Origin of the sequence: Pseudomonas sp. OTU750018, from assembly GCF_011636575.1 — a bacterium.
In the GTDB taxonomy this organism is placed as follows: Bacteria; Pseudomonadota; Gammaproteobacteria; order Pseudomonadales; family Pseudomonadaceae; genus Aquipseudomonas; species Aquipseudomonas peli.
Genome location: NZ_JAAPAU010000002.1, coordinates 644,004 through 669,354 on the forward strand (window position 1 = coordinate 644,004; position 25,351 = coordinate 669,354).

Here is a 25,351-nt window from a genome sequence, read left to right on the forward strand (position 1 = left end):
TGCTTACAGGGGTAACTGACCCAACAACCAACGCACCATAAAGAACACCAGCAGACCACCGCCGATGGTAGCCAGCAGATGCCGGGTCAACGCAGCGATGGCAATAGTCGCCAGCCCGGCCAACAGGTAGGCATTGTCCAGACTGAACGCCCACTGCTGGCCATCGGGGATCAGCATGCCCGGCAGGACAATGGCACTCAGCACGGCAGTCGGCACGTAATGCAGCCCCTGCCGCACCAGCGGCGGGAAACGCAGATCGGGAAAGGCAAACAGGCTGTAGCGAATCGCAAAGGTGATCAGCGCCATGCCGAGAATCAGCAGCCAGGTATCCATCACGCGCCCTCCCCGGCAGTCACCGACGGCTTACGACGCTCAAGCCATACACCGATCGCAATGCCACTGAGCGCAGCGGCCATCAGCCCCAGCTTGTAAGGCCAGGCGTGGCACAGCAGCGCCACCGCACCGGCTACAAGAGCGGCAGCAATCTGCGGCTGATTGCGCAGCGCCGGCACCACAATGCCGATAAAGGTCGCCAGCATGGCGAAGTCCAGCCCCCAGCCCGCCAGGTTCGGTACGTTCTGGCCAAACAGTGCGCCTACCAGCGAGCTCGACACCCAGGACAGGTAAAGCGCCAACGCCACGCCAGCGTGATACCACTGGCCGTGATCGGTCATGCCGCGCGCCAGATAACGCCGCTGCACCACGGCGAAGGTTTCATCAGTCAGGCCGAACGCCAGCGGCACCCGCCAGCGCTGCGACAGCTTGCCGACATAAGGCTGCAATGCGGCGCTATAGAGCACATGACGTAGATTGACCACCAGCGTGGTGAGCAGAATCACCACAGCGCCGCTGCCCAGTGTCAGCAGGCTGATGGCAATAAATTGCGCGGAACCGGCATACACCAGCAGGGACATACCCAGCGCTTGCCCCAGGCTCAGCCCAGCCAGGCTGGCCAACGCGCCATAGATCAGACCAAACGGCAGAATGCCGACAATCATCGGGATGCTGTCGCGACACCCATAGAGAAACTGCTGCAAACGGCTCATGCGCCCTCCTTTGCTGCATAGCCTGGCGCATCCCGATCGCGGCGTATTGAACAATCTTGCGCTGCAATAACGCCGCAGGCTGACCTGCCGCAATACAGCCTAAACCCCACTGGCTAGACTGCCAGCATTACCCGCCCAGGATCTGCTCATGCCGGAAGCCCTCGACACCTTGCTGAACTTCGCCAGCGCCCTGGCCGCCGGCCTGCTGATTGGTGCCGAGCGTGGCTGGCAGGGGCGTAATACCGAGGACACCCAGCTGGTAGCGGGGATTCGTACCTTCGCCCTGAGCAGCCTGCTCGGCGCCTTTGCCATGCTGCTAGGCGAACACTTCGGCGTGGTGGCCTGGGCGGTGATCTTTACCGGTTTCGCCCTGCTGGTAGTGGCTTCCTACTTTGGTGAACTGCAACGCCTGGGCGACTTGGGCCTGACCAGCGAAGTAGCGCTGCTGATCACTTTTCTGCTCGGCAGTCTGGCCATGGCCGGTTATGCAGGATTAGCGGCGGCCGGCGCAGTGGCGGTGGCACTGCTGCTGAGCCTCAAGCAATCCCTGCACGGCGCCCTGCAACGGCTCAGCGAGGCGGAAGTTTCCGGCGCACTGAAGCTGCTGTTTATTTCCCTGGTGTTGCTGCCAGCGCTGCCCAATCAGGGTTACGGCCCGTGGCAAGCCTTCAACCCCTACGCCATCTGGTGGATGGTGGTGCTAATCGCCAGTATCGGCTTTGCCGCCTATGTGGCGATTCGCCTGGTAGGTACGCGTCATGGCCTACTGATCACCGCGCTGCTCGGCGGCGTGGTGTCGTCCACGGCGATGACCGTGACCCTGGCGCGCCTGGCTCCGGGACGTAATCTGCAGGCGATTCTGGCCTGCGGCCTGCTTGCCACCTCGGCGCTGATGTTTCCACGGGTGTTGCTGGAAGTCGGCCTGGTCAACGCCAGCTTGTTGCCGCAGCTGATCTGGCCGCTCGGCATCGCCACTCTGGTGTATACGGGCGGCGCGCTGCTGTACTACCGCCGCGCCGGAACGGAGAGCGAAGAACAGGCCGAACCACCGCTGAAAAACCCCTTCGAGCTGGGCCCTGCGCTGCGCTTTGCCGCGTTGCTGGTGTTGATTTTGTTGATGGTCGAAGGCGCGCAGCGCTGGCTTGGCGATGTCGGCGTCTACCTGGTGGCACTGCTCTCGGGGCTGGCCGATGTGGATGCCATCACCCTGTCACTGGCACGCAGCGCCAAGGGCGAATTGCATGCTCAGGTAGCGGTGCAGGGGATCTTTCTCGCCGCGCTCAGCAACAGCCTGGTCAAAGGCTTTCTGGTCGCGCTGATCGGTGGCCGCAAGCTGGCGCTGATGACCCTGCCGGTGATGACTGCCGGTCTGCTGGCCGGCGCGGCGGCATTACTGCTGCTTGCATAGCAGCCCCTGCAATACGGCAATACCCCCCCTAACCAAGGGCTGGATTTACTTTGCCAAGCGGCTCATCTGCCCGCGTACAACCCGCGCATAGCCCTATTGCAGAGGGGTTCCAGCCTCCCCAGTAACACCGTAACAGGCCCTGCTATTAGCCCAAAAGTTGGCTAGGCAGATTCCACCCGAGCGTCCAACACTAGCCGAGACATCGAATGATGCAACGGTCAGCCATGACAATCCGGAGACGCCGCATGCCCATTGCCCTCGCCTTTATCACCCAGCGCCACTCACTAACGCTCGCTCTGCATCGGACGGTCGTATGAACGCGCCAGCAGTGCTGCCATATAAAGAGCGGCAGGCCGAACAGCTTTGGATTCAGGGCGATGGTGCGCAGCTGGCGGCCTACCGCTGGGGTAACCCGAACAGCCCGACTCTGCTGCTGGTGCACGGCTACCCGGACAACCACGAAATCTGGCTACCCCTGGTGCGCGAGCTGGCAGGTGATTACCAGATCATCGCCTACGACGTGCGCGGCTTTGGCGCATCGGATATTCCACGCAAGCGCCTGGACTATCACCTAGAGAAACTGGCGAATGATCTGGAGGCGGTGATCAAGGCCCTCAGCCCCGATCAGCCGGTGCATCTGGTGGCCCATGACTGGGGCTCGATTCAGGCCTGGGAGGCGGTCACCGAGCCACGCATTCAACCATTACTGGCCTCCTACACCAGCATCTCCGGGCCTTGCCTGGACCATGTCGGCCACTGGATGCGCGACAAGCTCAAGCAGAAGACGCCGAGCTCGCTGCTGCAGGTGCTCGGCCAGTTGCTCAGCTCCTGGTATATCGCGATGTTCCACACCCCACTGCTGCCCGAGCTGACCTGGCGCCTGGGCCTGGACCGCGCTTGGCCAAGGCTGTTGCTCACAGTCGAAGGGCTGCGCAATGTGCCAATCAGCAGCAGTCAACGCTCGGACGGTGTGCACGGGGTCAAGCTGTACCGCGCCAACTTTATCCGCAGCTTGTTCACCCCACGCCTGCGTCATACGCAAGTACCGGTGCAGCTGATCGTACCGACCCGCGACCGCTTTGTGCGGCCGCAACTGTTTGATCAGTTGCAGCACTGGGCACCCAGGCTGCAGCGACGCGAGGTCAATGCTAGCCACTGGCAACTGTTGGTGGAGCCGCAGCAATTGGCCGTATGGCTGCGTGAGTTCACCGCACACCATCCTGCGACTGCGAAGCAAGAGCGGCTAAACGCGTAAACCGCACATATGACGGGAATCCTCAGCCTCATTTATCAGTTCGGCACAGCGGGCAGGTTCGGCGCTTGCAGGGGCAACAGAGGCGCTACTCGCTGGCTTCATCCAGCACCATCACTCCGGCCGCCTGTTCGAGCAGTTCAACAGGCAGACTTTTGCTGGCGCGGGCGCCGAGCAGCTTGAGGTTTTCCACCCGACTGATGATATTGCCGCGCCCCTCACAGAGCTTGTTGCGAGCGCCGGCATAGGCTTTATCCAGTTGCTGCAGGCGCGCGCCCATTTCATCCAGATCCTGAATAAAGGCGACGAACTTGTCGTACAGCGCCCCAGCGCGCTCGGCAATCTCGCGGGCGTTCTGGCTCTGTCGCTCCTGCCGCCACAGGCTGTCGATCACCCGCAAGGTAGCCAACAGCGTGGTCGGGCTGACGATCACGATATGTTGATCAAAAGCCTCCTGAAACAGACCCGGATCGGCCTGCAATGCTGCGGCGAAGGCGGCTTCGATCGGCACGAAGAGCAAGACGAAATCCAGGCTGTGCAGGCCTTCCAGGCGCTGGTAGTCCTTGAGCGACAAGCCTTTCAAATGGCTGCGAAGCGACAGCACATGCTGCTTGAGCGACAGCTGTCGGCTGGCGTCGTCCTCTGCGGCAATATATTGCTGGTACGCAGTGAGGCTGACCTTGGCGTCCACCACCACTTGTTTATCGCCTGGCAACTGAATCAGCACATCCGGCTGAAAGCGCTCACCATCGGCACTCTTCAGGCTGACCTGGGTCTGGTACTCGCGGCCTTTCTCCAGGCCAGCGTGTTCCAGCACGCGCTCCAGCACCAATTCGCCCCAATTGCCCTGGGTTTTCTGCCCTTTGAGGGCGCGGGTCAGGTTGGTCGCCTCATCGCCCAAACGCTGGTTGAGCTGCTGCAAACGCTCCAGCTCTTTACCCAAGGAGAAGCGCTCGCGGGCTTCCTGCTGATAGCTTTCTTCCACGCGTTTTTCAAAGGATTGGATGCGCTCCTTGAGCGGATCGAGCAACTGACCGAGCTGCTGCTGACTGGTCTCGGCAAAGCGCTGCTCGCGCTCATCGAAGATTTTCCCGGCCAGCTCGGCAAATTGCGCGCGCAGCTCATCGCGCGAGCCTTGCAGGTCGCTCAGGCGCTGTTGATGGCTGTCCTGCTGTTCTTTAAGTTCGGCGCTAAGGGCCGCACGCTGGGCATCCAGACGGCGGATTTCAGCTTCCTGCTGCTCGCGCTGATTGCTCCAAGCCTGAGCGGCTTCGCGGGCGATCTGCCGCTCCTGTTGCAGCAAGTCGGCTTCACGACGCAGCGCCGCCAGTTCGGCCTGCTGATCGGCCTTGATCTCACTGATCTCGGCGACTTCCTCGCGACAATCATCCAGCTGCGCCGTCAGGCCGGTCTGAGCCAGCTGCGCATTATTCAGACGCTCTTGTAGCAGGCTGAATTCCAGCTGCTGACTGGCCAGGCGACGTTGCAGCGACCAAGCCATATATAGAATAGGAAGTGCCGCGGCGGCAAAACCGAGCAGCGCAGGTGCCAGTGCGGTAGAGAGGTCGATGGGCATAAGCAGCTCCGCAGAAAAGTACTGGCAGTATAACCAGTACTCCAGACTGCGTCAGAGCTGTTTAAGCAGTTGCTGCGCCTCTGGCGAACCCTGTCCCGCTGCTAGCTCCAGCCAATGACGGGCCTGTTGCGGTTCATTGTTGCGCGGCTGGCTATACAGCTGGCCGAGTTCCAGCTGGGCGCCCATATCGCCGGCGCGGGCGGCCTGGCGCAGCAGCTCAAAACCCATGCGCCGATCACGCGGGTTGCCGCAATCACGGCAAAGCATTTGTCCCAGCCGACTCTGCGCCTGCACCACACCCTGCAAAGCAGGCTGCTTAAGCAGGCGACCGGCGAAACGTTTGACGCTGGGGGCGTGACCGAGGCGAGGACTGTCCAGCAGCCAAAGCGCCACACGGGTTGGCAGGCGAGGAACCGAGGTTGAAGCGATAGGTAGTCGAGTGATTGCGCGAGGCATAAAAAGCAGCGGTAGCCGGGAAGGCGCGCAACTCTACTCCTTTTTTCAGCCAGGTAAAGTCTTGCAAAAAAGCGCTGACTGGCGGTCTAGAGCAAGCGCTCGGGTTAATCCACAGAAGCTGTGGATAACTTCGTGGATAACATGGGAGCAAGCGGCCTCAGCGCCTATGGCGTGGGGCCCAAGGTCAAACTGGTGATTTTTTCACCAGCGTAAAAAATCCATATATTTCATTGACTTATAAAATCAATAAAAAGAATCAAGGGTTTACGTCAAGCACTGCATCTTGCTTGACAAGGCGCATCGCAATTGTGCACAAGTTGCTGCGTCACGCCGTCGCACTGCCCTTTTTCAGGGCAAAACGCCCTGAAAAAGCCGCCCCGTCTAGGCCGGACGTGGCAGGCGTCCCTCCACTTGATAGGCGTCGAGACGAAAGACTCTGGGAGTATCCGGAATCTGGGCATTCTTGAATGCCACATAGTCGCCGGTGGTTTCGCATAACCAGCTCAACAAATTACGCGGGCGCTTCTCCAGCAACGCAGCGGGCACAAACAGCGCCACGTTTTTGCCTTGCAGCGGACAGCGCGCCGACCGGTATTCAAACGCCTCAACACCTGCTCCGCGCATCGCCGCGCCTAGGGCCTGGCACGGTTGATAAGCACTGGCGTGACTCAGCTCAGCCTGGAAGTCCGCAAACGGCGGATGCTGCAACTGAATACCGCGCTCAACCTGATAGCGCGCCTCGAAGGTGCAATGCTCGGAAAGGATGCGCCCACTCGGCGGCGCGATGCTCATACCATCCCACAGCAGAAAACGGTAATACGCGGCCTCGGCCATGGCGGTGTCGATACGCAACGCGCCATAGAACAGGCTCGGCTCATGCACCGAACCAAAGCGCGAGCCCCAGCGCAGCGGCGGATAACGAAATGGGGTTTTCAGCAGGTAATGCAGCGGCTCGGCGCTCTGCGGCAGCGGCGGCTTGCTGGTTTCCAGCAGCTCTTCGAGCAGCGCTTGTTCGGCAAGGGTATCGACCAGTTGCAGCGTGGCGACCTGGGCCTGGCTCTCAACCAAGCGCACCAGGCGCCCGCGTAAGGGTTTGATCTGCTGCGGGCCTTGGCAGCGTTGCCAGATATCCATGGTGGCGTTGTCCTTAACTTTTATTATTGTTGGCTACTGCGCTTACCGGTTACGACTCAACCCTTGCCACGAATCGCATCGAGATACTCCACCACCCGCACCAAACCCTGTACCTGCATCATCAGGGATAAGGGCGTTGCATCCAGATGACGGTTATCGGTGCGCAGAAAATGCTGCATATCCGCCAGGTTGCCGCCGAACAGGGCAAACAGTGAGCGGTATACACGCACCAGCAGCAAGGCCAGCTCACCGGTCTTACTGTGCACGCGCAGACCACCCTCAGCCCAGCGCGAGATGGCCGTACGGTGTACGCCAATAATTTCCGCCAGTTCCTGCTGGGTCAGGCCCAGCTGTTCACGGGTATTGAGCAGCGCTTTGGCCAGCACCGCATCGGCGTCGGCAACCGGTCGAATCAATGCGCTCATCACGGCCTCCTACTTTCATAATGTCTGTTTACAGCAAAACTACCACTAAATGCTGTAATTACACAGAAGAGAATAACCCGTGATTGGCAGCCTGCCAGACATGGGTTAACGTCCTGCCACGCAACTCCCCACTATGGATCAGTGCTTATGCCCAGCCGGCGCACCTGGCTGCGACTTATCAGTTGCCTGGTTTTACTGCTCATATTGCTTGGCGTTTACGGCTACCTGAGCCTGAATCGTCTGCTCGAACGCGAGCAGATCGATAATCTCGAATGGCGCGGTCTGGGCCTATCCACCCAGGGCATACAGCTTGAACAGCTCAGTCTGCAGCACCCTAGCGGCGCAGTGCAGCTGCAACAGGTGCAATTGCACTGGAGCGGATTCAGCCTGGCGCTGCCCTTCTGGCAGCAGGTGCATATCACCAGCCTGCACCTGAATCTGCCCTCTCAAGCCGAGCCTGCATCTGAAGACAGCACGGATTTTGAGGTGCCGCTTGAGCAGCTCTCTGCCGTTATCAGCCTCTTGCCGCAACGCGTGCAGATTGATGCACTGCAGATCGAGCTGCCCTGCGCCGCCACGCGCTGCCAGCTGCTGGGCGATCTGCAACTACTTAGAGACATCTCGCAGGTTGATGCGCAACTCAACCTGCAACATCAGCAAAACCAACTGAGCTGGCACGCGCAGTTGCAGGGCGACGCCACAACTTCAGCGCTGCAGCTCAGCCTGACGATCAATCAGCAACGGCAATTGCAGCTCAGCAGTAGCCTGCAACAGAGCGCCGCCGGGCAACTCTGGCAAGGCGATTTCACCGGTGATCTGCAGCAAAGCGCGGTGCTGCAAAGCTGGCTCAGCCAATGGCTGCCCAACGCCGCAGGCACACTGCCTGAGGCTCCGGCGGCAGCGCAGCTGAAGGCAAGCTGGCAACTGCAGCTTGCCCCTGGCCCACTTAACCTGGCGCAACTGCAGCAGGCCAGCGGCCAGTTGCAAGCCAGCGCCAACCTGCCAGAGCCCTGGCCCATTCCCGCTATCGGTCAATTGCAGGGCAGCTTCGATTTGTCCGCCCAGGCGCTGGATGGGCAGTGGCTGGCCGATAGCCTGAATGCCGACCTCAACCTCAAGCAAATTGCCAATGACCTTATCAGTGGCGTACCGGCAGAGCTGCATCCCGAAGCGCTGCAGCTAACAATCCAGTCCACCGAAACGCCCGAAAACTTGGCTGCACAACTGGTTGATCGCGCCCTGCCCCTGCAACTGCTGCTAAAGGGCCAGGGGCGTAGCCAATTCGAGCTGCGCGGTACGCTGGCCCTGGCAAATAGTTTGCCCTGGGGCTTGCAGCTGCTGGACGGCAGCCTTAGCGCATACACCCAGGCATTTCAGTTGGAGAGTTGGAAGATCGGCGCGCTGCAGACGCAGTTGCAACTCGACGCTTTTCTGGATGCACAGCAGCTGGATCTCGCCCTGGGCAAAGGCTCACAGCTCAGCCTGCAGCATCTGCGCAATGCGGATGTGCAAGCACAGCAACTCAAGGCCAGCAGCAGCGGGCTGCAACTGCAGGCACAACTGGCGGCGGGCAAGCAGCTCGACTGGCAGCTAAAAGGCCCGCTCGACCTCAGTGCGCAGCTGCAACATAGCCAATTGCAACCCCAGCGCTGGTACTGGCAAGGCCCCGTGAATACCAGCCAACTGCAAGCGGAGCTGAACGGCACACTGCGCAACGATGCCGGGCTGCAACTCAAGCTGCAGGCGCAACACAGCAGCGCCAAGGGTCTGAGCCTGCAAGCACAACTGGCGGAGCTGTTTCTGCGCAGCGGCAACCCTTTAAAAGACAGCTTCACGGCCTGGCCAGCCCTGCTGGACTTGAACAACGGTCGCCTGAATGCCAACGCCAGCCTGACCCTCGCCAGCGATCAACAGCTGCCCACGGTCAAACTCGAACTGACCGGCAAGGGCCTGGGCGGGATTTATGACCGCACCGCGCTGGAGGGTTTGAATAGCCGCATCACTGTGCGAGTCGACCCCAAACAACTGCAGCTTGAGTTGAGCGAGCTGCGCCTGGCCCAGGCCAACCCCGGCATACCGCTGGGGCCGCTGCAGCTCAGCGGCCGCTACAACGCAGCCCTGCAAACACCGACCCAAGGCCAGCTACAGCTGCGCCAGGCCGAAGCAGCGCTGATGGGCGGCACGCTGCAACTGGCACCCGGACAATGGAGCCTGGCCGCCGAATCGCTGCTGTTCCCTGTGCAGGTGCAGGGCCTGGAACTTGAGCAGCTGTTTATCCTCTATCCCACAGAGGGCCTGGCCGGCAAAGGCACCCTGGATGGCGAATTGCCGCTGCAGATCAGCAGCCAGGGCGTGACCATCGAACAAGGCCAGCTGGCAGCCCGGGCACCCGGCGGGCAGTTGCAGTTTCACTCTGAGCGTATCCGCGCCCTGGGCCGCAGCAACCCAGCGATGCAGCTGGTGACCCAATCGCTGGAGGATTTTCGCTTTACGACTCTGAGCAGCCAGGTCAACTACGATCAGCAAGGCAAGTTGGCGCTGGCCATGCGCCTGGAGGGGCAGAACCCGGACATCGAACAAGGCCGACCGATCCACTTCAATATCAACCTGGAAGAAGACATTCCGACCCTGCTGGCCAGCCTGCAACTGACCGATAAGGTCAGCGATATCATCAAGCAGCGTGTGCAACAGCGTATGCTGGAACGCAATGCCAAAACGGCCCCGACAGAGCCATGACCAAGGAGAAGCGCCATGCGCTTGCGTAGTTGTTTCGCCGTCCTGCTACTAGGGCTGCTCAGTACGGCCTGCACCCCGACCGTACAGCTGGCGATGCCCAATGAGCCGATCAACATCAACCTGAATGTGAAGATCGAGCACGAAATCTATATCAAGGTGGATAAAGCCCTGGACAGCATGTTCAGCGAATCCAGCGGATTGTTCTAAGGAGCCCAAACATGAATATCTATAAGCGCCTTGCCAGCCTGTTACTGCTGCTCAGCCTGAGCCTGCCGGCCGTAGCCCTGAACCTCAACGAAGCTATGTCGGCCCTGAGCGACGCCAAAGCCAGCGGCCAGTTGGGCGAAATGCCTAATGGCTATCTGGGCGTGGTCAGTAACGGTGGCCAGGCCTCCGAAATCGCCCAGTTGATCAACCAAGCGCGGCGCGCTGAATACCAGAAGCTGGCAGCGCAGAACGGCATCCAGCTCAGTGATGTGGAAGCGATTGCCGGGCAGAAAGCCATCGACAAAACGCCGACCGGACAATACATCCAGCTTGAAGGTAAGTGGCAGCGCAAATAGCTTGCCGCAAGAACCAACAAGGAGCGCATTGCGCTCCTTGTTTGTTTTACCTAGAGCCTACTTACGATCTCGCGAGCTAGAGTCCTGCAAGGCAAAAACAGGCGAGGAAGCGGAGTGTACTTTTGTACATGAGCATTCCGAGCCTGTTTTTAACGCCGCAGGGCCGACGCGCAGCAGATCGTATGCAGGCTCTCAGCGCTGCTGAATCAACGGCTGCCCCGCTTTCGGTTTGAAGTACAGCGTTTCACCGCGAGTGAGGTTGGCCAGGCTGAGATGATCCTTGGCCACTTCAGCTTCGATCGGCTCGCTCTGCCCGGCAACTTTAAGGGTTACGCGGGTGATTGCGCCGAGCAGGCGAATGTCGCGTACTTCACCGGCCTGGTGGCCTGCTTCGGCTTGGCGCGAGAGGTGAATCTCGTGCGGACGGAACAGCACGTGGGTGTCGTTGCCGACGTACAGGCGGTTGGCATCGCCGAGGAAGTGATAGACGAAATCACTGGCCGGCTTCTCATACACCTCGCCCGGCGAGCCGATCTGCTCGACCACGCCTTTGTTCATCACCACGATGCGATCAGCCACCTCCATGGCCTCTTCCTGGTCGTGGGTGACGAATACCGATGTCAGGTGCACCTCTTCGTGCAGACGCGCCAGCCAGCGGCGCAGCTCTTTACGCACCTTGGCATCCAGCGCGCCGAAGGGTTCGTCGAGCAGCAGCACTTTCGGCTCTACCGCGAGGGCGCGGGCCAGGGCGATACGTTGACGCTGGCCACCGGAAAGCTGCTCGGGGTAACGATCCGCCAGCCAGTCAAGCTGCACCAGATCAAGCAGATCGTGGACCTTCTTCTTGATCACATTCTCGTTCGGCCGCTCGCCCTTGGGCTTCATGCGCAGGCCGAAGGCAACGTTGTCGAACACGGTCATATGGCGAAACAGCGCGTAGTGCTGGAACACGAAACCGACGTTACGGTCGCGCACATCGTGGTTGGAGACATCTTCGCCGTGGAACTCGATGCTGCCGCTGTCCGGCGTTTCCAGGCCGGCGATGATGCGCAGCAACGTGGTCTTGCCGCAGCCGGAGGGGCCGAGCAAGGCGACCAGCTCGCCACTCTGGATATTCAGGTTGATGTCGTTCAGCGCTTTGAACGCATTGAAATTCTTGCTGACGTTAGAGATTGCAATCGACATGACTTATTCCTCGCCAGCACTGGCTTTCAGGCGGTTGATACGCGACTCGCTCCACTGCTTGAGCAGCAGGATAAACACCGCCAGCAACAGCAGCAGGCTGGCGACGCTGAAGACAGCAACGTGGTTGTATTCGTTGTAGAGAATTTCGACATGCAGTGGCAGCGTATTGGTGTAACCCCGGATATGCCCGGAAACCACCGACACCGCGCCAAACTCGCCCATGGCCCGCGCAGTACAAAGCACCACGCCGTAGATCAGGCCCCATTTGATATTGGGTAGGGTCACGTGCCAGAACATCTGCCAGCCGTTAGCGCCGAGCAGGCGGGCGGCCTCCTCTTCCTGGGTGCCCTGCTCCTGCATCAGCGGGATCAGCTCACGGGCGATAAAGGGCACGGTGACAAACACCGTGGCCAGGACGATGCCCGGCAAGGCGAAGATGATCTGGATATCGTGCTCGCGCAGCCACGGGCCGAAAAAGCCCTGGGCGCCGAACAGCAGCACGTAGATCAGACCGGCAATCACCGGCGACACCGAGAACGGCAGGTCTATCAGGGTGACCAGAATGCTCTTGCCACGAAACTCATACTTGCTCACGCACCAGGCGGCGGCCACGCCGAACACCAGGTTGAGCGGCACCGAAATGCCCACCGCGAGCAGGGTCAGCTTCAACGCACTGATCGCGTCAGGTTCGAAGATCGCACCAAAGAAGGTGCCAAAGCCGTGCTTTAACGCCTCACTCAGTACGATAAACAGCGGCAACACGAGGAACAGCACAAACACCAGCCAGGCGCTGATGATCAGCAGACGACGACCGAGCACATTGCCGCGTCGTGCGGCGTTGGCAGAGGCTGACGCGCTTAGGGTTACAGAAGACATGGCGACCTCCTCAGGACTTGGCAATCTGGCGCTGCAGCAGGTTGATCAGCAGCAGCAGAATGAAGGAGACCACCAGCATCAACACGCCAATCGCGGTGGCACCGGTGTAGTCGTACTGGTCAAGCTTGACCATGATCAGCAGCGGCAGAATTTCGGTTTTCATCGGCATATTGCCGGCGATAAAGATCACCGAACCGTACTCGCCAACGCCACGGGCAAACGCCAGGGAAAAGCCGGTAAGCCAGGCAGGCAATAAAGCCGGCAACAGCACATGGCGAAACACCTGCAGTGGTTTGGCACCGAGGCAGGCAGCAGCCTCTTCGACCTCACGCGGGATGTCTGCCAGCACCGGCTGAATGGTGCGCACCACAAACGGCAGGGTGACAAAGGTCAGCACCAGGGTGATGCCGATGGGCGTGTAGGCAATCTTGAAGCCCAGGTCGGTGGCGAACTGGCCGACCAGGCCGCTCGGGGCATACAAGGCGGTCAGGGCGATACCGGCAACGGCGGTGGGCAAGGCAAAAGGCAGGTCGATCATCGCCTCTATCACCTTGCGGCCTGGGAAGGTGTAACGCACCAGCGTCCAGGCCAGTAATGTACCGATAATGCCGTTGATCACGGCGGCCGCGAAGGCAGTGGCAAAGCTCAGTTTGAGCGCAGCCAGCACCCGCGGTGCGGAAATAATCGCCCAGAACTCAGCCCAGGTGAGCTGAGCGGCGTGAACGAACATGGCACCCAGAGGAATCAGCACCAGCAGGCTGAGGTACACCAGGGTGTAGCCCAGCGTCAGCCCGAAGCCGGGTATGACGGGGGAAGTACGACGAGACATGATTTGGCCTTGTGCTTGTTAAGCGACGATCTAACGACGCGTTGCGAGCGAAGGTCAGACAAGGCGAAAGCCGGCGAGGGACGCGGAGTTTACGGGCTGTAAATGAGCAGTCCCGAGCCGGCTTTCAACGCAGTATGACCGAGCGCAGTAGCGTCACTGCGCCTGATAGATCTGATCGAACACCCCACCGTCGTTAAAGAACTTCGGCTGTGCGGTTTTCCAACCGTTGAAGTCCTTGTCGATGGTCACCAGCTTCAGTTCCGGGAACTGCTTGGCGAACTCACCGGCAATGGCCTGGTTACGCGGACGGTAGAAGTGCTTGGCGGCCAGACGCTGACCTTCATCGCTGTACAGGTAGTTGAGGTAGGCCTCAGCCACTTTGCGCGTGCCCTTCTTGTCGACGTTTTCATCGACTACAGCCACCGGCGGCTCGGCCAGAATAGACAGTGACGGTGCGACGATTTCGAAGTTGTCGCCGCCCTCTTCTTTCAATGCCAGGAAGGCTTCGTTTTCCCAGGCCAGCAGCACGTCGCCGATCTGGTTGTTGACGAAGGTGATGGTCGAACCACGGGCACCGGTGTCGAGTACTGGCACGTTCTTGTAGAGCTTCTCGACAAACTCTTGGGCTTTCTCTTCGCTGCCGTACTTCTGCTGGGCGTAGGCCCAGGCGGCGAGGAAGTTCCAGCGCGCACCGCCGGAGGTTTTCGGATTCGGGGTGATCACTTCAACACCCGGCTTGACCAGGTCATCCCAGTCCTTGATGCCTTCCGGGTTACCCTTGCGCACCAGGAACACGATGGTCGAGGTGTACGGCGTGCTCGATTGCGGCAGACGCTCCTGCCAGTTTTCCGGGATCAGCTTGCCGAGCTTGTACAGCTCATCGATATCACCGGCCAGGGCCAGGGTTACCACGTCAGCACGCAGGCCATCGATTACCGCACGGGCCTGCTTGCCCGAGCCACCGTGGGACTGCTGAATAGTGATGGCTTCATTGCCCTGGGCTTGCCAGTGCTTGTTGAACGCGGCGTTGAATTCACTGTACAGCTCGCGGGTCGGGTCGTAAGACACGTTGAGCAGGGTTTCAGCGGCGGCCACCGAGCCTGCAAAAATGGCGCTGGCCAGGGCAGCGAGGGCGAAATGACGAATGGACATGATGCGGCTCCTACTGGGACAAATACGGGGTTGGCGTTCAATGGGTCGATGCTCTCGCCACCTGCCGTGGCTATCCGGCGTGGTGCGCGTGGGCTCGACTCTTTTCATTGCACACCCTCCGGTGGTCCGGTCGGGCTTTGCGGCGTGTGGCGTTCGGGGTGTCAGTTAGCTGCTCTTGTTGCTCTGAGCGTGTGGGCGAAACTTCTCTTTACGCTCGATCTGCACGACCTGACCGTTGTGCACGGTGATTTCCACCGAGCCGAACTTCAGGCCATTCAGCGCAGCCTGGATCTCACGCAGGATGCTGGCGTCGTACTGATCTTCAAGGTTCTGCAGGGTTGCGGTCATGCTGATGCTCCATGAAATAGCCCCTATAAGCGGCGAAGAACAGCCGTAGTCAGTAGGCGTGGAGCGGATAGTAGAGAGGCCTTTATATTCTTAAAAATACCATTTAATAACATTTATATATCTTTTATGAATATAAAGAGTCACACCCTCTGCTCACCGAAAAAAATAGCTTCAGGCATAAGCAAATAATTTCTTATTCTTTTTGATATTCAAAAGCCCTCCCTACACTGCAGCCATTCACATCTGCAGGAGGGCGCACGATGCGCAACCAAACTATCCGTTACCTGATAGTGCCGGGCTGGCAAGGATCGGCAGACGACCATTGGCAGAGCCACTGGCAGCGCAGCCTGCCGAACAGTGCGCGGGTGGAACAGGCCGACTGGCTAAACCCCAAGCGTGAAGACTGGGTCGCCGAACTGCAGCGCAGCATCGCCAGCGATCCGCGTCCGACCATCCTGATTGCCCATAGCCTGGGCTGCATCACCGTGGCGCATTGGGCAGCTCATGCCCCTGTGGAGTCGCTGCGCCGGGTGCGCGCGGCATTGCTGGTCGCCCCAGCCGATGTCGAACGGACCAACTGCCCGCCAGCGCTGCAGAACTTTGCGCCGATTCCGCAGCACTTATTGCCCTTCCCCAGCCTGTTGCTCGGCTCGGACAACGACACCGCCGCCAGCGCTGCGCGTGCTGGCGAACTGGCCCGTAACTGGGGCAGCGAGGCGGTGGTCCTCAGCGGCGTCGGGCATATCAACGTGGCGTCTGGGCATCAGCGCTGGGAACAGGGCTTTGCCTACCTGTATCGTTTACAAAGCCGTATCGAGCGGCACGCGCGCCGAACTGCCTAAGAGTCACGGCTAGTTAAACCCCAGGCCCCTTGGCCAGTTCGGCTTGCAGCCAATCGACAAATACCTGGGTCAAACGCTGGCGACGTTTACGCTCGGGCAGCACCAGGTAGTAACCCAGTTCCGAATGCGCGACTTCATCGCCCATGCGGCACAACAGGTTCTGCGTCAGCAGTTCATCGACCAGATGCCGCCAGCCGATGGCCACGCCCTGCCCGGCGATGGCTGCCTGAATCAGCAGTGTGTAGTTATCGAAACGTAGGCTGCCGGGGCTTGGGGTTTGCTGCAGGCCGAAGGCGCGAAACAGCCCGGCCCAATCGAACCAGCGCGAACGGTTTTCCGGGCGCAGGTGCAGCAGTGGCAGGCTGGCCAGTGCTGCAGCTGGCAAAGGCAATGTTTGCCCCTTGAGCAACTGCGGGCTGCACACCGGGAACACCTCTTCGCGAAACATCAGCTGCGCCTCGGCGTGCTTGAAGCGCCCGTCGCCGAAGTTGATCGCCACATCAATCTCCGTCGGCAACGTGCCCTGATCACGCTCGCTGGTAATCAGGCTGACATCCACCTCCGGGTGCAACTGATGGAAGCGCTGCAAGCGCGGCATTAACCAGTAGGCGGCAAAAGCAAAGTCGGTGGCCACCTGCAGCACCTCATGCTGCTGTTGCGCGGTCACGGCCTGCAGACCGGCATCCAGACTCTGCAGGCCATCCTGCACATAACTCAACAAAAGCTCACCGGCATCGGTCAGGGCAATACCCCGGTACACCCGGTCGAACAGCCGCGTGGCTAGCTGCTGCTCTAGCCGTTTGATCTGCTGGCTGATCGCCGGTTGGCTGGTGCCCAGCTCACTCGCAGCGGCGGTAAAGCTCAGCTGGCGGGCGGCGGACTCGAACACCCGCAGCACATCCAGCGACACGCCATCGATGCGTTCAAACATAAGCTCAGGTTATCCAATGCATCTGCTGACAGCAGGTTTACCCAGCTTTTGCTAAGCCGGATGATCAAGCCAGCACTGTCGCATAAATCTTTTATATGGAATACCGGCTGCCATGAAACGCCCGAACATCCTCTTTATCATGGCCGATCAAATGGCCGCGCCGATTCTGCCGCTGCACGATGCCGCCTCACCGATCCAGATGCCCAACCTGATGCGCCTGGCCGCCGACGCTGTGGTGTTCGACGCCGCCTACTGCAACAGCCCGCTGTGCGCGCCGTCGCGCTTTACCCTGGTCAGCGGCCAACTGCCCTCGAAGATCGGCGCTTACGACAACGCTGCCGACTTCCCCGCCGATGTACCGACCTACGCCCATTACCTGCGCCGCCTGGGCTATCGCACCGCGCTGTCGGGCAAGATGCATTTCTGTGGCCCGGACCAGTTGCATGGCTATGAAGAGCGCCTGACCAGCGACATCTACCCCGCCGATTACGGTTGGGCGGTGAACTGGGATGAGCCGGATGTGCGCGCCAGTTGGTACCACAACATGTCTTCCGTAATGCAGGCCGGGCCGTGTGTGCGCACCAACCAGCTGGACTTCGATGAAGAGGTGGTGTTCAAGGCCCAGCAGTATCTGTATGACCACGTCCGCCGCGACGGTGATCAGCCTTTCTGCCTGACCGTGTCGATGACCCACCCACATGACCCTTACACCATCCCGACCGAGTTCTGGGACCTCTACCGCGACGAGGACATCCCGCTGCCGCGCCAGCACATCGATCAGGCCGAGCAAGATCCGCACTCGCAACGCCTGATGAAAGTCATCGACCTGTGGGACAAGCCGCTGCCTGAACAGAAGATCAGGGACGCGCGCCGCGCCTACTTCGGTGCCTGCAGCTACATCGACAGCAACATCGGCAAGCTGCTGAAAACCCTCAAGGACTGCAACCTGAGCGACAACACCATCATCGTGTTCTCCGGCGACCACGGCGACATGCTAGGTGAGCGCGGACTCTGGTACAAAATGCATTGGTTTGAAATGGCCGCCCGCGTGCCACTGCTGGTGCATGCCCCCAAGCAGTTTGCTGCGCGCCGAGTAAGCCAGAACGTCTCGACCATGGACCTGCTGCCAACCCTGGTAGAACTGGCCGGCGGCACGCTGCAAGCCAACCTGCCGCTGGATGGCCGCTCGCTGCTGGCACACCTCGAAGGTCGTCAGGGGCATGATGAAGTCATCGGTGAATACATGGCCGAAGGCACCATCAGCCCGCTGATGATGATCCGCCAGGGCGAGTGGAAATTTATCTATTCGGAACACGACCCCCTGCTGCTGTTCAACCTGCGCCAAGACCCGCAAGAGCGCGAAAACCTGGCAGAGTCCGCCGAGCACCAAAGCCGGCTGGCTGACTTTATCAACCAGGCCCAGGCGCGCTGGGACATGCAGGCTATTCATCAGGCCACCCTGGCCAGCCAGCGCCGCCGGCGTTTTGTCGCCAGCGCCCTGACCCAGGGGCACCTGACCAGCTGGGACCATCAGCCAATGGTCGATGCCAGCCAACAGTACATGCGCAACCACATTGATCTCGACGACCTCGAACGTCGCGCCCGTTTCCCGCAACCCTGATTGCAAGCCACTGCCGCGTTGATCCAAAAACTAATAATTCAAGAGGACATTGCCATGCACACACTTCGCACAGCGCTTATCGGTAGCCTGTTACTGGCCGCCAGCAGCTATACCTTCGCCGAGGACGCCAGTTGCGCCACGGTGAAACTGGGCGATCCGGGTTGGAGTGATATTGCCGTGACCAATGGCATCGCCAGCTTCCTGCTCGACGGCCTGGGCTACAAGGCGCAGCCGCAGACCCTGGCCGTGCCGATCATCTTCGCCGGGCTGCAGAAAGGTCAGGTGGATGTGTTCCTCGGCAACTGGATGCCGGCGCAGCAGAGCAACTACGACAAGTTCGTCAGCAGCGGTGAAGTCGAGCAACTGGTGGAAAACCTCGGCGGCACCGAGTACACCCTGGCCGTGCCCGCCTACGCCTATGAGGCTGGGGTGAAAACCTTTGCCGACCTCGATCAGCATGCCGACAAGTTCAGCCGCAAGATCTATGGCATCGGTTCCGGCGCACCGGCCAACGAATCCATCCAGAAGATGATCGCCGCCGACGAATTCGGTCTCAAGGACTGGAGCCTGGTCGAATCCAGTGAGCAGGCCATGTTGGTGCAGGTTGGCCGCGCAGTGAAACGCGAGCAATTTGTGGTGTTCCTGGGCTGGACCCCGCACCCGATGAACGTGCAATACGACATGCGCTACCTCAAGGGCGGCGAGAAGTACTTCGGTGCCAGCGGCAGCGTCAACACCCTGGCCCGCAAAGGCTATGCCGTGCAGTGCCCGAATGTCGGCAAGCTGCTGAGCAACCTGAAATTCACCCAGGAAATGGAGAACGCCATCATGGATAAAGTGCTGAGTAAGCAAGCCAGCAACGATGAGGCAATCAAGGCGTGGCTCAAGGCCAATCCAGCGGTGGTTGCTGGTTGGCTTGAGGGCGTAACCAGCCGCACGGGCGGTGATGGTCTGGCGGCAGTTAACGCCAAGCTTTGAATCGGCCGGCTTGATTCCCTAAAGTAGACGAGCCGCTGCTGTGCAGCGGCCTTGTCCATCGCCTGCACAAGAAGCCTACGCATGCCACTGCTCCGCCTTCAGACCCTGCTGCCCTTTCTGCGCTGGCTGCCACATTGCAGCAAACGCAGCCTCGGTAAAGACCTGCTGGTGGGGCTCAACGGCGCCATCCTCGCGCTGCCGCAATCCATCGCATACGCCCTGATCGCCGGGCTACCGCCGCAATACGGCTTGTACGCGGCCATCGTGCCGGTGCTGATAGCCTGCTTGTGGGGCTCCTCCAGCTTTCTGATCTGCGGCCCCACCGCCGCGATCTCCATCGTGCTGTTCAGCAGTGTCAGCCCAATGGCGACACCGGGCAGCGACCACTTTATTGCCCTGATTCTGCTCCTGACCCTGCTAGCCGGTATATGCCAATGGCTGCTCGGGCTGCTGCGCTTCGGCGCGCTGGTGAATTTCGTTTCGCACTCGGTGGTGCTCGGCTTCACCCTGGGCGCCGCCCTGGTGATCGGCATCGGCCAGTTGCCCAACCTGCTCGGCCTGACGGTTACCAGCCAGGCCACCGCGCTCACAAGTCTACTCAGCCTCGGCGAGCACCTGGCCGAGAGTGACTGGCGCACCATGGCCGTAGCGCTGTTCACCTTGGCCATCAGCCTGTTGTGCAGGCGCTTGTGGCCGCGGGCGCCGGCTTTACTGATCGGGATTGTGGCCGCCAGCCTGCTGGTCATGGCCTGGCCGGGGCAGCTTGGCCACGTTGCACTGGTCAGCCGTTTTGCAGGAAGCCTGCCGCCCTTCGCGCTGCTGGAGTTCAACCTCACCCACATCCTGCAACTGCTGCCCGCGGCCGTGGCCTGCGGTTTGCTCGGGCTGGTCACCAGCCTGTCGATTGCCCGCGCCCTGGCAGATAAATCCCAGCAACTGTTCGATGCCAATCAGGAAGTCCGCGCCCAGGGCCTGTCGAATATCATCGGTCCCTGGTTCGGCGGCTCGCTGTCGGCCGGCTCCTTCACCCGCTCAGCACTCAACCAGCAAGCCGGCGCCTGCTCGCCTATGGCCGGGGTGTTCGCTGCCCTGCTAGTAGCATTATTCGCCTTGTATGGCAGCCGCCTGTTTGCCTATGTGCCAATTCCCGCCATGGCGGCGAGCATTCTGCTGATCTGCTGGGGACTGTTCGACCTCACCGCCGTCAAAGCCCTGAAGCGCGTGAGCCGCAGTGAGTTTCTGGTGATGCTGCTGACCGTGCTGGCGACCTTGGTGCTGGAGCTGCAAAGCGCCATCTACGCCGGCGTACTGGCCTCACTGATCGTCTACCTCAAGCGCACTTCACAGCCGCGCGTGCGCCAGTGGCAGGACGGCGAGCAGGAATGGCTGTGTATCGAAGGTTCGATCTTCTTCGGTGCCTGTCATTACCTGCAGCAACGCCTGCAACGCAGCGGTGCAGCGTGGGTAATGATCGACGCGCGGCATATCAACTTTATCGACTACGCCGGCGTCACCATGCTGCACCAGGAAGCACGCCGCCTGCACAGCCAGCAGCGGCATCTGGTGTTGCACCACGCACGGCCACAAGTGATCGACGAAATTCGCAAGCTGGAAGGCCCGGAGCGCTGCCCGGTGCAGTTCGCCTAGCCGCCTGGAAAAGCTGCCAGACAGTGGTGTACAGCCGTGCAGGTCGGAAGGGCTCCGACCTGCGCTTAGCTGACCTACAAAGGCTGCAGGTCAGAACATGGCATCAGCGTTGTGATGCCATGTCATGGCTGATGATGATTTCCACCCGCCGGTTCATCTGCCGACCTGAAGCCGACTCATTACCGGCAACTGGCATGCTCTCGCCCTTGCCCGAAGCACCCAGGCGGCTTGGGGAAACGCCCTGATTGGTCAGGTAATGCATCACCGAGTCGGCGCGACGTTGCGACAGGCTCAGGTTCATTTCTTCGCTGCCGACGTTATCGGTATGCCCTTCAATCAGTACTTGGCGCTCAGGATGCTGGCCGAGAAAAATCGCCAGCTTGCCGAGGTTATTGGCCGTACCCGCACGTAACTCCGAGCGCCCGGTAGCGAATAGCAGATCACCCAGGGTCATGACCAAGCCACGTTCGGTTTGCTTGGCATTCAGCTCATCAATCTGTTGCTGCAACTGGCTGTTCTGCCGCTGCGCCTGGTCGGCCTCGCGGGTGCGCGAATCCAGACGCGCGCCTTCACGCTGCTGGCTGAGGATTTTGCGCTGATCCTCGTAGAAGCGTGTCTGCGCCAGCGCCGTGGCAATTTCCACTTTGCGGTCAGCCATCACCACCAGATGCTGGCCCAAGGCCTGCTCTGCGTCCTGATCCTTACGCGGCTGTTCGGCAACGATCACCGCATCTTCAGCGGCCTTGAGCGCGACAGGCGCGCGAGTATTCAGCTGTGGATCGGCTTGCAAGCGGGTGAGCTTGCCGCGCACATCGGCGGCGCCTTCCGGCATGCTCGGTTTAGCGGCGCAGCCGGCCAGCGCAAGGCTGATTGCGCTGACCAGCAGCAGGTGCTTCGCGTTATGAGCAAGGTTCATTGTTGAGCTCCCGTGTTGCGTTGCATTTCCTGTTTCAGGCTGTTGGTGCTTTTCTGCATTTCGTCATTGACTACCTTGGCTTTGGTCGCCTGTGACTTGGCCAGGGCCAGCTCGGCCTCTACCCGCGACTGATCTGCCAGGCGCTCGGCGAGCAGCATCTCCTCACGCTGCACAGCCATATTCGCGGCGGTCAATTTTTCCCGAGCGACACCCAGCTCCGGTGAGGCGTAATCGGCCACGCGGGCCTGTTCGGCATTGCTGATCGCCGATTCGGCAGCTTGCAACGCCTGGCTTGGCGGCAGGGGCGGTGAAGCGCAGGCGCTGAGCATCAGCAGCCCGGCGCAAAGGCCGGCAAAACGCAACGCAGCCATGCCATCAACGATGGATGAAGTCCTGTTCATAGGAATGTCCTCAAAAACAATTACGGATAAGCACGCCACAGCTTTCGCCGCACACGGGCCCAGGTGGGCTAAGCCACAGCGCTCGGTCAGCGCGGCAGACAGCATTCTTGGTCGCCAGATCAATGGCCTATGGCATGGCGCTCTGCGCCAGGCTCATGGCAATCAGCAGACTGCTCACGGCAAGGACGGCATAGGCAATGGCAAACGCCAGCAAGAGCGGGCGGTAGTGGATTTTCATGGCGCATCTCCGACGATTAATGCACAGGCAACTGCAGGCTAAACGCCACTTTGAAACACGGCACTCACGCCACGGCTGCAGCTCGCCTGGAGCGACAATCGCAGCTCGGCGCAGTCCTGTCGGTACGCTGGCGCGCATAGACCGCACAATCGCGGGTATCGCGATACGCCCTGCGTACGCAGGCGCACAGACACGTCCATTTACGCGTCTTAAGCTTGCGTTCGGTCGTCGACGACGGCTCACGATCAGGAGCAGCAAGATGGACCTCTATCGCCACCACGTTTCAGGCTTCTTTATCCAACGCAGCACCGCTGAACAGGCACTGGCCCAGTTGATTCAGCGCGGCATGCACCACGAACAGCTGGAGATCGTTGCAGGCAACGCCGATGCCCCACCCGCTCCTGCACCGCAGGGGAAAAGCAACAAGGTGCTCAAGGACATGCTGGTGGACATCGCTATTGGTACCGGTATTGGTATCGGCATTGGTGCCTTGATCGCGGTGGCGTTGATCGTCAGTGAAGTCAGCCTGTTCCACGCCAGCCCGATCCTTGCGCCCTTCTCCCTGATGGGCATGGGGGGCTTTATCGGCGGTTTTCTCGGCAGTGTGATCGGCGCCTCATCCGGCGCTGGCCAGCATCACGGACGCTTTGCCAAGCTGGTGAGCAAGGCGATTACCCACGGTGATGTGGTACTGGTGGCACAGACCCACAACGAGCAGGAGACCCGCATGGCACGCGAGGTGATCAGGGCCACATCCGGCCTGGTCAAGGACATCAACATGGCCGCTGCACCCGAGCTGCAGCAGCAACGTTGAGCCCAGGTCCTTACTGAGTCAGGGTCAGCAGAATATCGGCATACCAGGTGCAATTGAGCCCTAGGGCCTCGTCCACCTCTAGATCCCGGCTACCCAGATCAAGCCGCGCCGAATGCACGCCCAGCAGCACCCATGGCAACTCATCTGTCTCGCTGTCCGGTATGCGCATTACCACTGGCGCACCACTAGTGCCGCGGTGTGTGCGGGCATCGGTAAGAAAGTACCCCTGGCCCTGAAAACGCAGGCCGAATGACGACGCCACCACAGCATGCCGCACCACCGCGATATGGTGCAGGGTGTCGTGAAAACCCAAGGGGAAACCCACCACCAGCAAGGACGTACCGACCTCGACCGTGGTTTGCGGCTGCAGCAGATGCTCCGGGGTAAAGGCGTGATAGACCATACCCTCAGGCAGCGCCTTGCGCTCGATCTCCAGCACCGCCACATCAACCTCACCAGCGCCATCGCAGCCCTGACGCCAGAGGCTCTGGCAATCGCGATAGAGCGGCATGGAGAAGCCGGTGGTCTGCGCCACATTGTGCAAATCGGTGTGCACTTCGATCTCTATACGATCGGGAAAATGCTGGCTCGGCTCATCAATCATCACGTGCCGACTGGTTACCAAGAACAAACGCTCATCGCGGGCGAAGTAAAAGCCGCTGGCGTTGGTCAGCAACTGCTCCCCGGCAAAAGTACAGACGCGTGCAGCCGTCAGCAGCACAGGTTCGATCATCGACATTGCGGCATATCCTTGAATTGACTGCAGGCATGCCAGAACAGGCCCATGAGGCTCTAAACAGAGCAATTGCCACGCCACTTCACCTACGGCGCGGCAATCAGGCTATCGGCGCAGCGCCATGGCGTCGGTACGCAAACCCGCATAAGCGCTGTAGCGCACCGACTGGCGACCTCAGCTTTGACAGGCTGGCATCAGCACAATTCCGCTCTGACCGCGCAACCGGCCCAGCGCGGTAAACTCAGGAGCACCACACATGAGCAGACCCGTTGCCGAAATCATCCAGAAAAACTGGCGCAAACTGGCCGGCCTCGCCCTGATTGTCTGGGACGAGCTGACCCTGGATGAACTGATCAAATCCGAAGGCGACGCGCAGAAACTGACCAACCTGGTGCAGCAGCGCTACGACATGCCCCGCGAGGACGCCAGCAAGCAGGTCATGAGCTTCTTCGAAAGGCACCGCACCAGCTGACAGCGCGCCAACGCTGGCAAGCAAGCGACCGCCTCACTTCAAGCGATAGCGCGCCAGCTCAGCCGGCGTCAGCACGCGCATGCGCCGCGGCTCGGTGCTGTTGATCGCCGCAAGCAGTTCCGGCGGAATCTGCATTTCCTTGAAATAGGCGGTTTGAGTGGCGCGGCTCGGCCCGAAGGCAGATGCCGAATGCACCGAATCACTGCCCGCATAATACGGCCTGTGAATCCCCACATAACCGCGCACGCTTTTGCCATGCCCCGCCGCCAGCAGGTACACGCAACTGCCCTGGCACACCCCGGTGGACGGCACCAAAGCGTCGAAGCCGGTTTCACGCAGCAAACGCCCCATGCGAATGGCCTCGGATACGCTGCCGCCGATGCTGTCGAGCATGACGATTTTCTTCGCGTACTTGCCCGGGTTGGCTTTGATGCCCTTGAGCAGCGCCTCGTAATCGCCCGGCGCAATATCCTCGGAGACCTTGGCCAGCAAAACCCGCCCGAGCGTCTTGTGCTGCCCGGCCTGCACCTCGACCTTGGCCAACGCGGTGCTCGAACACAGCGCTGCCACGCAGATAATCACAACCTGAAACACAGTACGACTCATAAACCCGGTAAATCCTTAAGCGATGCGGTCAACGGATGGGCGAAGATACCTGTTGCCGAGCAATCGCGCATAATTTGCAGCATTGGGAGCATGCCTCGACAACCCGGCCTGCCCTACCAACCTGTAAGCAACGCCGCTACCACCTGCTCAAGTGAGAATTACC

27 protein-coding genes are annotated in these 25,351 nt (G+C 60.4%); 11 read left to right on the forward strand and 16 right to left on the reverse strand.

Annotation, left to right across the window (positions count from 1 at the left end; all coding sequences use genetic code 11):
• Window positions 1-3: 3 nt before the first annotated feature.
• Window positions 4-333, reverse strand: coding sequence for an AzlD domain-containing protein (locus HCI85_RS11805; RefSeq protein ID WP_160087466.1), 330 nt, complete (start codon window positions 331-333; stop codon window positions 4-6).
• On the reverse strand, window positions 333-1,046 hold the full coding sequence (locus HCI85_RS11810) for an AzlC family ABC transporter permease (RefSeq protein ID WP_167144848.1): 714 nt from the start codon (window positions 1,044-1,046) through the stop codon (window positions 333-335). Before HCI85_RS11810 ends, HCI85_RS11805 begins: the two co-directional genes overlap by 1 nt.
• A 148-nt stretch (window positions 1,047-1,194) precedes the next feature.
• Between HCI85_RS11810 and HCI85_RS11815 the strand changes: the two genes are divergently transcribed.
• A complete protein-coding gene (locus HCI85_RS11815) occupies window positions 1,195-2,454 on the forward strand; it encodes an MgtC/SapB family protein (protein WP_167144849.1) in 1,260 nt (419 codons plus the stop codon).
• 313 nt (window positions 2,455-2,767) lie between these two features.
• A complete protein-coding gene (locus HCI85_RS11820; RefSeq protein WP_167144850.1) occupies window positions 2,768-3,709 on the forward strand; it encodes an alpha/beta fold hydrolase in 942 nt (313 codons plus the stop codon).
• Window positions 3,710-3,794: 85 nt separating this feature from the next.
• On the opposite strand, the gene rmuC is transcribed toward HCI85_RS11820, so the two are convergent.
• From rmuC to HCI85_RS11840, 4 genes are all read right to left on the reverse strand, one after another.
• Window positions 3,795-5,156, reverse strand: coding sequence for a DNA recombination protein RmuC (gene rmuC / locus HCI85_RS11825; RefSeq protein ID WP_167145742.1), 1,362 nt, complete (start codon window positions 5,154-5,156; stop codon window positions 3,795-3,797).
• Between the two features lie 177 nt (window positions 5,157-5,333).
• Entirely contained in the window at window positions 5,334-5,738 is a 405-nt protein-coding gene (locus HCI85_RS11830; RefSeq protein ID WP_167144851.1) for a tetratricopeptide repeat protein, read from the reverse strand.
• 381 nt (window positions 5,739-6,119) lie between these two features.
• Complete coding sequence (locus HCI85_RS11835) at window positions 6,120-6,872, reverse strand: RES family NAD+ phosphorylase (protein WP_167144852.1); 753 nt, start codon at window positions 6,870-6,872, stop codon at window positions 6,120-6,122.
• Between the two features lie 56 nt (window positions 6,873-6,928).
• Complete coding sequence (locus tag HCI85_RS11840; protein WP_167144853.1) at window positions 6,929-7,297, reverse strand: antitoxin Xre/MbcA/ParS toxin-binding domain-containing protein; 369 nt, start codon at window positions 7,295-7,297, stop codon at window positions 6,929-6,931.
• A gap of 147 nt (window positions 7,298-7,444) precedes the next feature.
• Here HCI85_RS11840 and HCI85_RS11845 point away from each other — a divergent pair, with 147 nt between their 5' ends.
• The 3 genes from HCI85_RS11845 to HCI85_RS11855 are packed head-to-tail and all read left to right on the forward strand — an operon-like array spanning window position 7,445 to window position 10,596.
• Window positions 7,445-10,033, forward strand: coding sequence for an intermembrane phospholipid transport protein YdbH family protein (locus HCI85_RS11845; RefSeq protein WP_167144854.1), 2,589 nt, complete (start codon window positions 7,445-7,447; stop codon window positions 10,031-10,033).
• A 15-nt stretch (window positions 10,034-10,048) separates the two neighbouring features.
• Entirely contained in the window at window positions 10,049-10,240 is a 192-nt protein-coding gene (locus tag HCI85_RS11850) for a YnbE family lipoprotein (protein WP_090252927.1), read from the forward strand.
• 11 nt (window positions 10,241-10,251) lie between these two features.
• Window positions 10,252-10,596, forward strand: a complete 345-nt coding sequence (locus HCI85_RS11855; RefSeq protein WP_167144855.1) for a YdbL family protein — start codon at window positions 10,252-10,254, stop codon at window positions 10,594-10,596.
• Between the two features lie 192 nt (window positions 10,597-10,788).
• On the opposite strand, the gene HCI85_RS11860 is transcribed toward HCI85_RS11855, so the two are convergent.
• The 5 genes from HCI85_RS11860 to oscA form a co-directional block, all read right to left on the reverse strand.
• Window positions 10,789-11,781: a sulfate/molybdate ABC transporter ATP-binding protein gene (locus HCI85_RS11860; protein WP_167144856.1), complete on the reverse strand. Its 993-nt coding sequence runs from the start codon at window positions 11,779-11,781 to the stop codon at window positions 10,789-10,791.
• 3 nt (window positions 11,782-11,784) lie between these two features.
• Entirely contained in the window at window positions 11,785-12,657 is an 873-nt protein-coding gene (gene cysW / locus HCI85_RS11865) for a sulfate ABC transporter permease subunit CysW (protein WP_167144857.1), read from the reverse strand.
• Window positions 12,658-12,667: 10 nt separating this feature from the next.
• Window positions 12,668-13,486: a sulfate ABC transporter permease subunit CysT gene (cysT, locus tag HCI85_RS11870; protein WP_167144858.1), complete on the reverse strand. Its 819-nt coding sequence runs from the start codon at window positions 13,484-13,486 to the stop codon at window positions 12,668-12,670.
• A gap of 153 nt (window positions 13,487-13,639) precedes the next feature.
• A complete protein-coding gene (locus HCI85_RS11875) occupies window positions 13,640-14,638 on the reverse strand; it encodes a sulfate ABC transporter substrate-binding protein (RefSeq protein WP_167144859.1) in 999 nt (332 codons plus the stop codon).
• 165 nt (window positions 14,639-14,803) lie between these two features.
• A complete protein-coding gene (gene oscA / locus HCI85_RS11880; protein ID WP_167144860.1) occupies window positions 14,804-14,986 on the reverse strand; it encodes a sulfur starvation response protein OscA in 183 nt (60 codons plus the stop codon).
• 260 nt (window positions 14,987-15,246) lie between these two features.
• On the opposite strand from oscA, the gene HCI85_RS11885 reads away from it, so the two are divergent.
• A complete protein-coding gene (locus HCI85_RS11885) occupies window positions 15,247-15,828 on the forward strand; it encodes an alpha/beta hydrolase (protein WP_167144861.1) in 582 nt (193 codons plus the stop codon).
• A 13-nt stretch (window positions 15,829-15,841) separates the two neighbouring features.
• On the opposite strand, the gene HCI85_RS11890 is transcribed toward HCI85_RS11885, so the two are convergent.
• Window positions 15,842-16,759 (reverse strand): choline sulfate utilization transcriptional regulator, encoded by a 918-nt coding sequence (locus HCI85_RS11890; protein WP_167144862.1) that lies wholly within the window; start codon window positions 16,757-16,759, stop codon window positions 15,842-15,844.
• A 112-nt stretch (window positions 16,760-16,871) separates the two neighbouring features.
• Here HCI85_RS11890 and betC point away from each other — a divergent pair, with 112 nt between their 5' ends.
• From betC to HCI85_RS11905, 3 genes are all read left to right on the forward strand, one after another.
• Window positions 16,872-18,380: a choline-sulfatase gene (betC, locus tag HCI85_RS11895; RefSeq protein WP_167144863.1), complete on the forward strand. Its 1,509-nt coding sequence runs from the start codon at window positions 16,872-16,874 to the stop codon at window positions 18,378-18,380.
• 54 nt (window positions 18,381-18,434) lie between these two features.
• Window positions 18,435-19,358, forward strand: a complete 924-nt coding sequence (gene choX, locus HCI85_RS11900) for a choline ABC transporter substrate-binding protein (RefSeq protein WP_167144864.1) — start codon at window positions 18,435-18,437, stop codon at window positions 19,356-19,358.
• An 81-nt stretch (window positions 19,359-19,439) separates the two neighbouring features.
• The gene (locus tag HCI85_RS11905; protein ID WP_167144865.1) at window positions 19,440-21,005 is read left to right on the forward strand and encodes a SulP family inorganic anion transporter; all 1,566 of its coding nucleotides are present in this window, start codon (window positions 19,440-19,442) and stop codon (window positions 21,003-21,005) included.
• A 103-nt stretch (window positions 21,006-21,108) separates the two neighbouring features.
• Here the strand turns inward: HCI85_RS11905 and HCI85_RS11910 are convergent, their stop codons facing one another.
• Both HCI85_RS11910 and HCI85_RS11915 read right to left on the reverse strand, forming a co-directional pair.
• Complete coding sequence (locus HCI85_RS11910; protein WP_167144866.1) at window positions 21,109-21,921, reverse strand: OmpA family protein; 813 nt, start codon at window positions 21,919-21,921, stop codon at window positions 21,109-21,111.
• The gene (locus tag HCI85_RS11915) at window positions 21,918-22,322 is read right to left on the reverse strand and encodes a DUF4398 domain-containing protein (RefSeq protein WP_241693772.1); all 405 of its coding nucleotides are present in this window, start codon (window positions 22,320-22,322) and stop codon (window positions 21,918-21,920) included. The genes HCI85_RS11910 and HCI85_RS11915 overlap by 4 nt, the downstream gene beginning before the upstream one ends.
• A gap of 497 nt (window positions 22,323-22,819) precedes the next feature.
• Between HCI85_RS11915 and HCI85_RS11920 the strand changes: the two genes are divergently transcribed.
• Window positions 22,820-23,374 (forward strand): hypothetical protein, encoded by a 555-nt coding sequence (locus tag HCI85_RS11920; RefSeq protein ID WP_176600634.1) that lies wholly within the window; start codon window positions 22,820-22,822, stop codon window positions 23,372-23,374.
• A 10-nt stretch (window positions 23,375-23,384) separates the two neighbouring features.
• Here the strand turns inward: HCI85_RS11920 and HCI85_RS11925 are convergent, their stop codons facing one another.
• Window positions 23,385-24,113: a trypsin-like peptidase domain-containing protein gene (locus HCI85_RS11925; protein WP_241693773.1), complete on the reverse strand. Its 729-nt coding sequence runs from the start codon at window positions 24,111-24,113 to the stop codon at window positions 23,385-23,387.
• Window positions 24,114-24,366: 253 nt separating this feature from the next.
• Between HCI85_RS11925 and HCI85_RS11930 the strand changes: the two genes are divergently transcribed.
• A complete protein-coding gene (locus tag HCI85_RS11930; protein ID WP_167144867.1) occupies window positions 24,367-24,582 on the forward strand; it encodes a general stress protein CsbD in 216 nt (71 codons plus the stop codon).
• Window positions 24,583-24,615: 33 nt separating this feature from the next.
• Here HCI85_RS11930 and HCI85_RS11935 read toward each other — a convergent pair whose 3' ends face one another.
• The gene (locus HCI85_RS11935; protein ID WP_167144868.1) at window positions 24,616-25,188 is read right to left on the reverse strand and encodes a COG3904 family protein; all 573 of its coding nucleotides are present in this window, start codon (window positions 25,186-25,188) and stop codon (window positions 24,616-24,618) included.
• Between the last annotated feature and the right edge of the window lie 163 nt (window positions 25,189-25,351).

Excerpts from the sequence above, each read along its gene's own strand:
- HCI85_RS11845 (WP_167144854.1), top strand. The coding sequence starts at position 7,445 with ATGCCCAGCCGGCGCACCTGGCTGCGACTTATCAGTTGCCTGGTTTTA.
- HCI85_RS11860 (WP_167144856.1), bottom strand. The coding sequence starts at position 11,781 with ATGTCGATTGCAATCTCTAACGTCAGCAAGAATTTCAATGCGTTCAAA.
- HCI85_RS11890 (WP_167144862.1), bottom strand. The coding sequence starts at position 16,759 with ATGTTTGAACGCATCGATGGCGTGTCGCTGGATGTGCTGCGGGTGTTC.
- HCI85_RS11840 (WP_167144853.1), bottom strand. The coding sequence starts at position 7,297 with ATGAGCGCATTGATTCGACCGGTTGCCGACGCCGATGCGGTGCTGGCC.
- HCI85_RS11830 (WP_167144851.1), bottom strand. The coding sequence starts at position 5,738 with ATGCCTCGCGCAATCACTCGACTACCTATCGCTTCAACCTCGGTTCCT.
- HCI85_RS11835 (WP_167144852.1), bottom strand. The coding sequence starts at position 6,872 with ATGGATATCTGGCAACGCTGCCAAGGCCCGCAGCAGATCAAACCCTTA.
- HCI85_RS11905 (WP_167144865.1), top strand. The coding sequence starts at position 19,440 with ATGCCACTGCTCCGCCTTCAGACCCTGCTGCCCTTTCTGCGCTGGCTG.
- HCI85_RS11935 (WP_167144868.1), bottom strand. The coding sequence starts at position 25,188 with ATGAGTCGTACTGTGTTTCAGGTTGTGATTATCTGCGTGGCAGCGCTG.
- betC (WP_167144863.1), top strand. The coding sequence starts at position 16,872 with ATGAAACGCCCGAACATCCTCTTTATCATGGCCGATCAAATGGCCGCG.
- cysW (WP_167144857.1), bottom strand. The coding sequence starts at position 12,657 with ATGTCTTCTGTAACCCTAAGCGCGTCAGCCTCTGCCAACGCCGCACGA.
- choX (WP_167144864.1), top strand. The coding sequence starts at position 18,435 with ATGCACACACTTCGCACAGCGCTTATCGGTAGCCTGTTACTGGCCGCC.
- HCI85_RS11810 (WP_167144848.1), bottom strand. The coding sequence starts at position 1,046 with ATGAGCCGTTTGCAGCAGTTTCTCTATGGGTGTCGCGACAGCATCCCG.
- HCI85_RS11855 (WP_167144855.1), top strand. The coding sequence starts at position 10,252 with ATGAATATCTATAAGCGCCTTGCCAGCCTGTTACTGCTGCTCAGCCTG.
- HCI85_RS11930 (WP_167144867.1), top strand. The coding sequence starts at position 24,367 with ATGAGCAGACCCGTTGCCGAAATCATCCAGAAAAACTGGCGCAAACTG.
- HCI85_RS11815 (WP_167144849.1), top strand. The coding sequence starts at position 1,195 with ATGCCGGAAGCCCTCGACACCTTGCTGAACTTCGCCAGCGCCCTGGCC.
- HCI85_RS11910 (WP_167144866.1), bottom strand. The coding sequence starts at position 21,921 with ATGAACCTTGCTCATAACGCGAAGCACCTGCTGCTGGTCAGCGCAATC.
- HCI85_RS11920 (WP_176600634.1), top strand. The coding sequence starts at position 22,820 with ATGGACCTCTATCGCCACCACGTTTCAGGCTTCTTTATCCAACGCAGC.
- HCI85_RS11820 (WP_167144850.1), top strand. The coding sequence starts at position 2,768 with ATGAACGCGCCAGCAGTGCTGCCATATAAAGAGCGGCAGGCCGAACAG.
- HCI85_RS11885 (WP_167144861.1), top strand. The coding sequence starts at position 15,247 with ATGCGCAACCAAACTATCCGTTACCTGATAGTGCCGGGCTGGCAAGGA.
- oscA (WP_167144860.1), bottom strand. The coding sequence starts at position 14,986 with ATGACCGCAACCCTGCAGAACCTTGAAGATCAGTACGACGCCAGCATC.
- HCI85_RS11915 (WP_241693772.1), bottom strand. The coding sequence starts at position 22,322 with ATGAACAGGACTTCATCCATCGTTGATGGCATGGCTGCGTTGCGTTTT.
- HCI85_RS11850 (WP_090252927.1), top strand. The coding sequence starts at position 10,049 with ATGCGCTTGCGTAGTTGTTTCGCCGTCCTGCTACTAGGGCTGCTCAGT.
- cysT (WP_167144858.1), bottom strand. The coding sequence starts at position 13,486 with ATGTCTCGTCGTACTTCCCCCGTCATACCCGGCTTCGGGCTGACGCTG.
- HCI85_RS11805 (WP_160087466.1), bottom strand. The coding sequence starts at position 333 with ATGGATACCTGGCTGCTGATTCTCGGCATGGCGCTGATCACCTTTGCG.
- HCI85_RS11925 (WP_241693773.1), bottom strand. The coding sequence starts at position 24,113 with ATGTCGATGATCGAACCTGTGCTGCTGACGGCTGCACGCGTCTGTACT.
- HCI85_RS11875 (WP_167144859.1), bottom strand. The coding sequence starts at position 14,638 with ATGTCCATTCGTCATTTCGCCCTCGCTGCCCTGGCCAGCGCCATTTTT.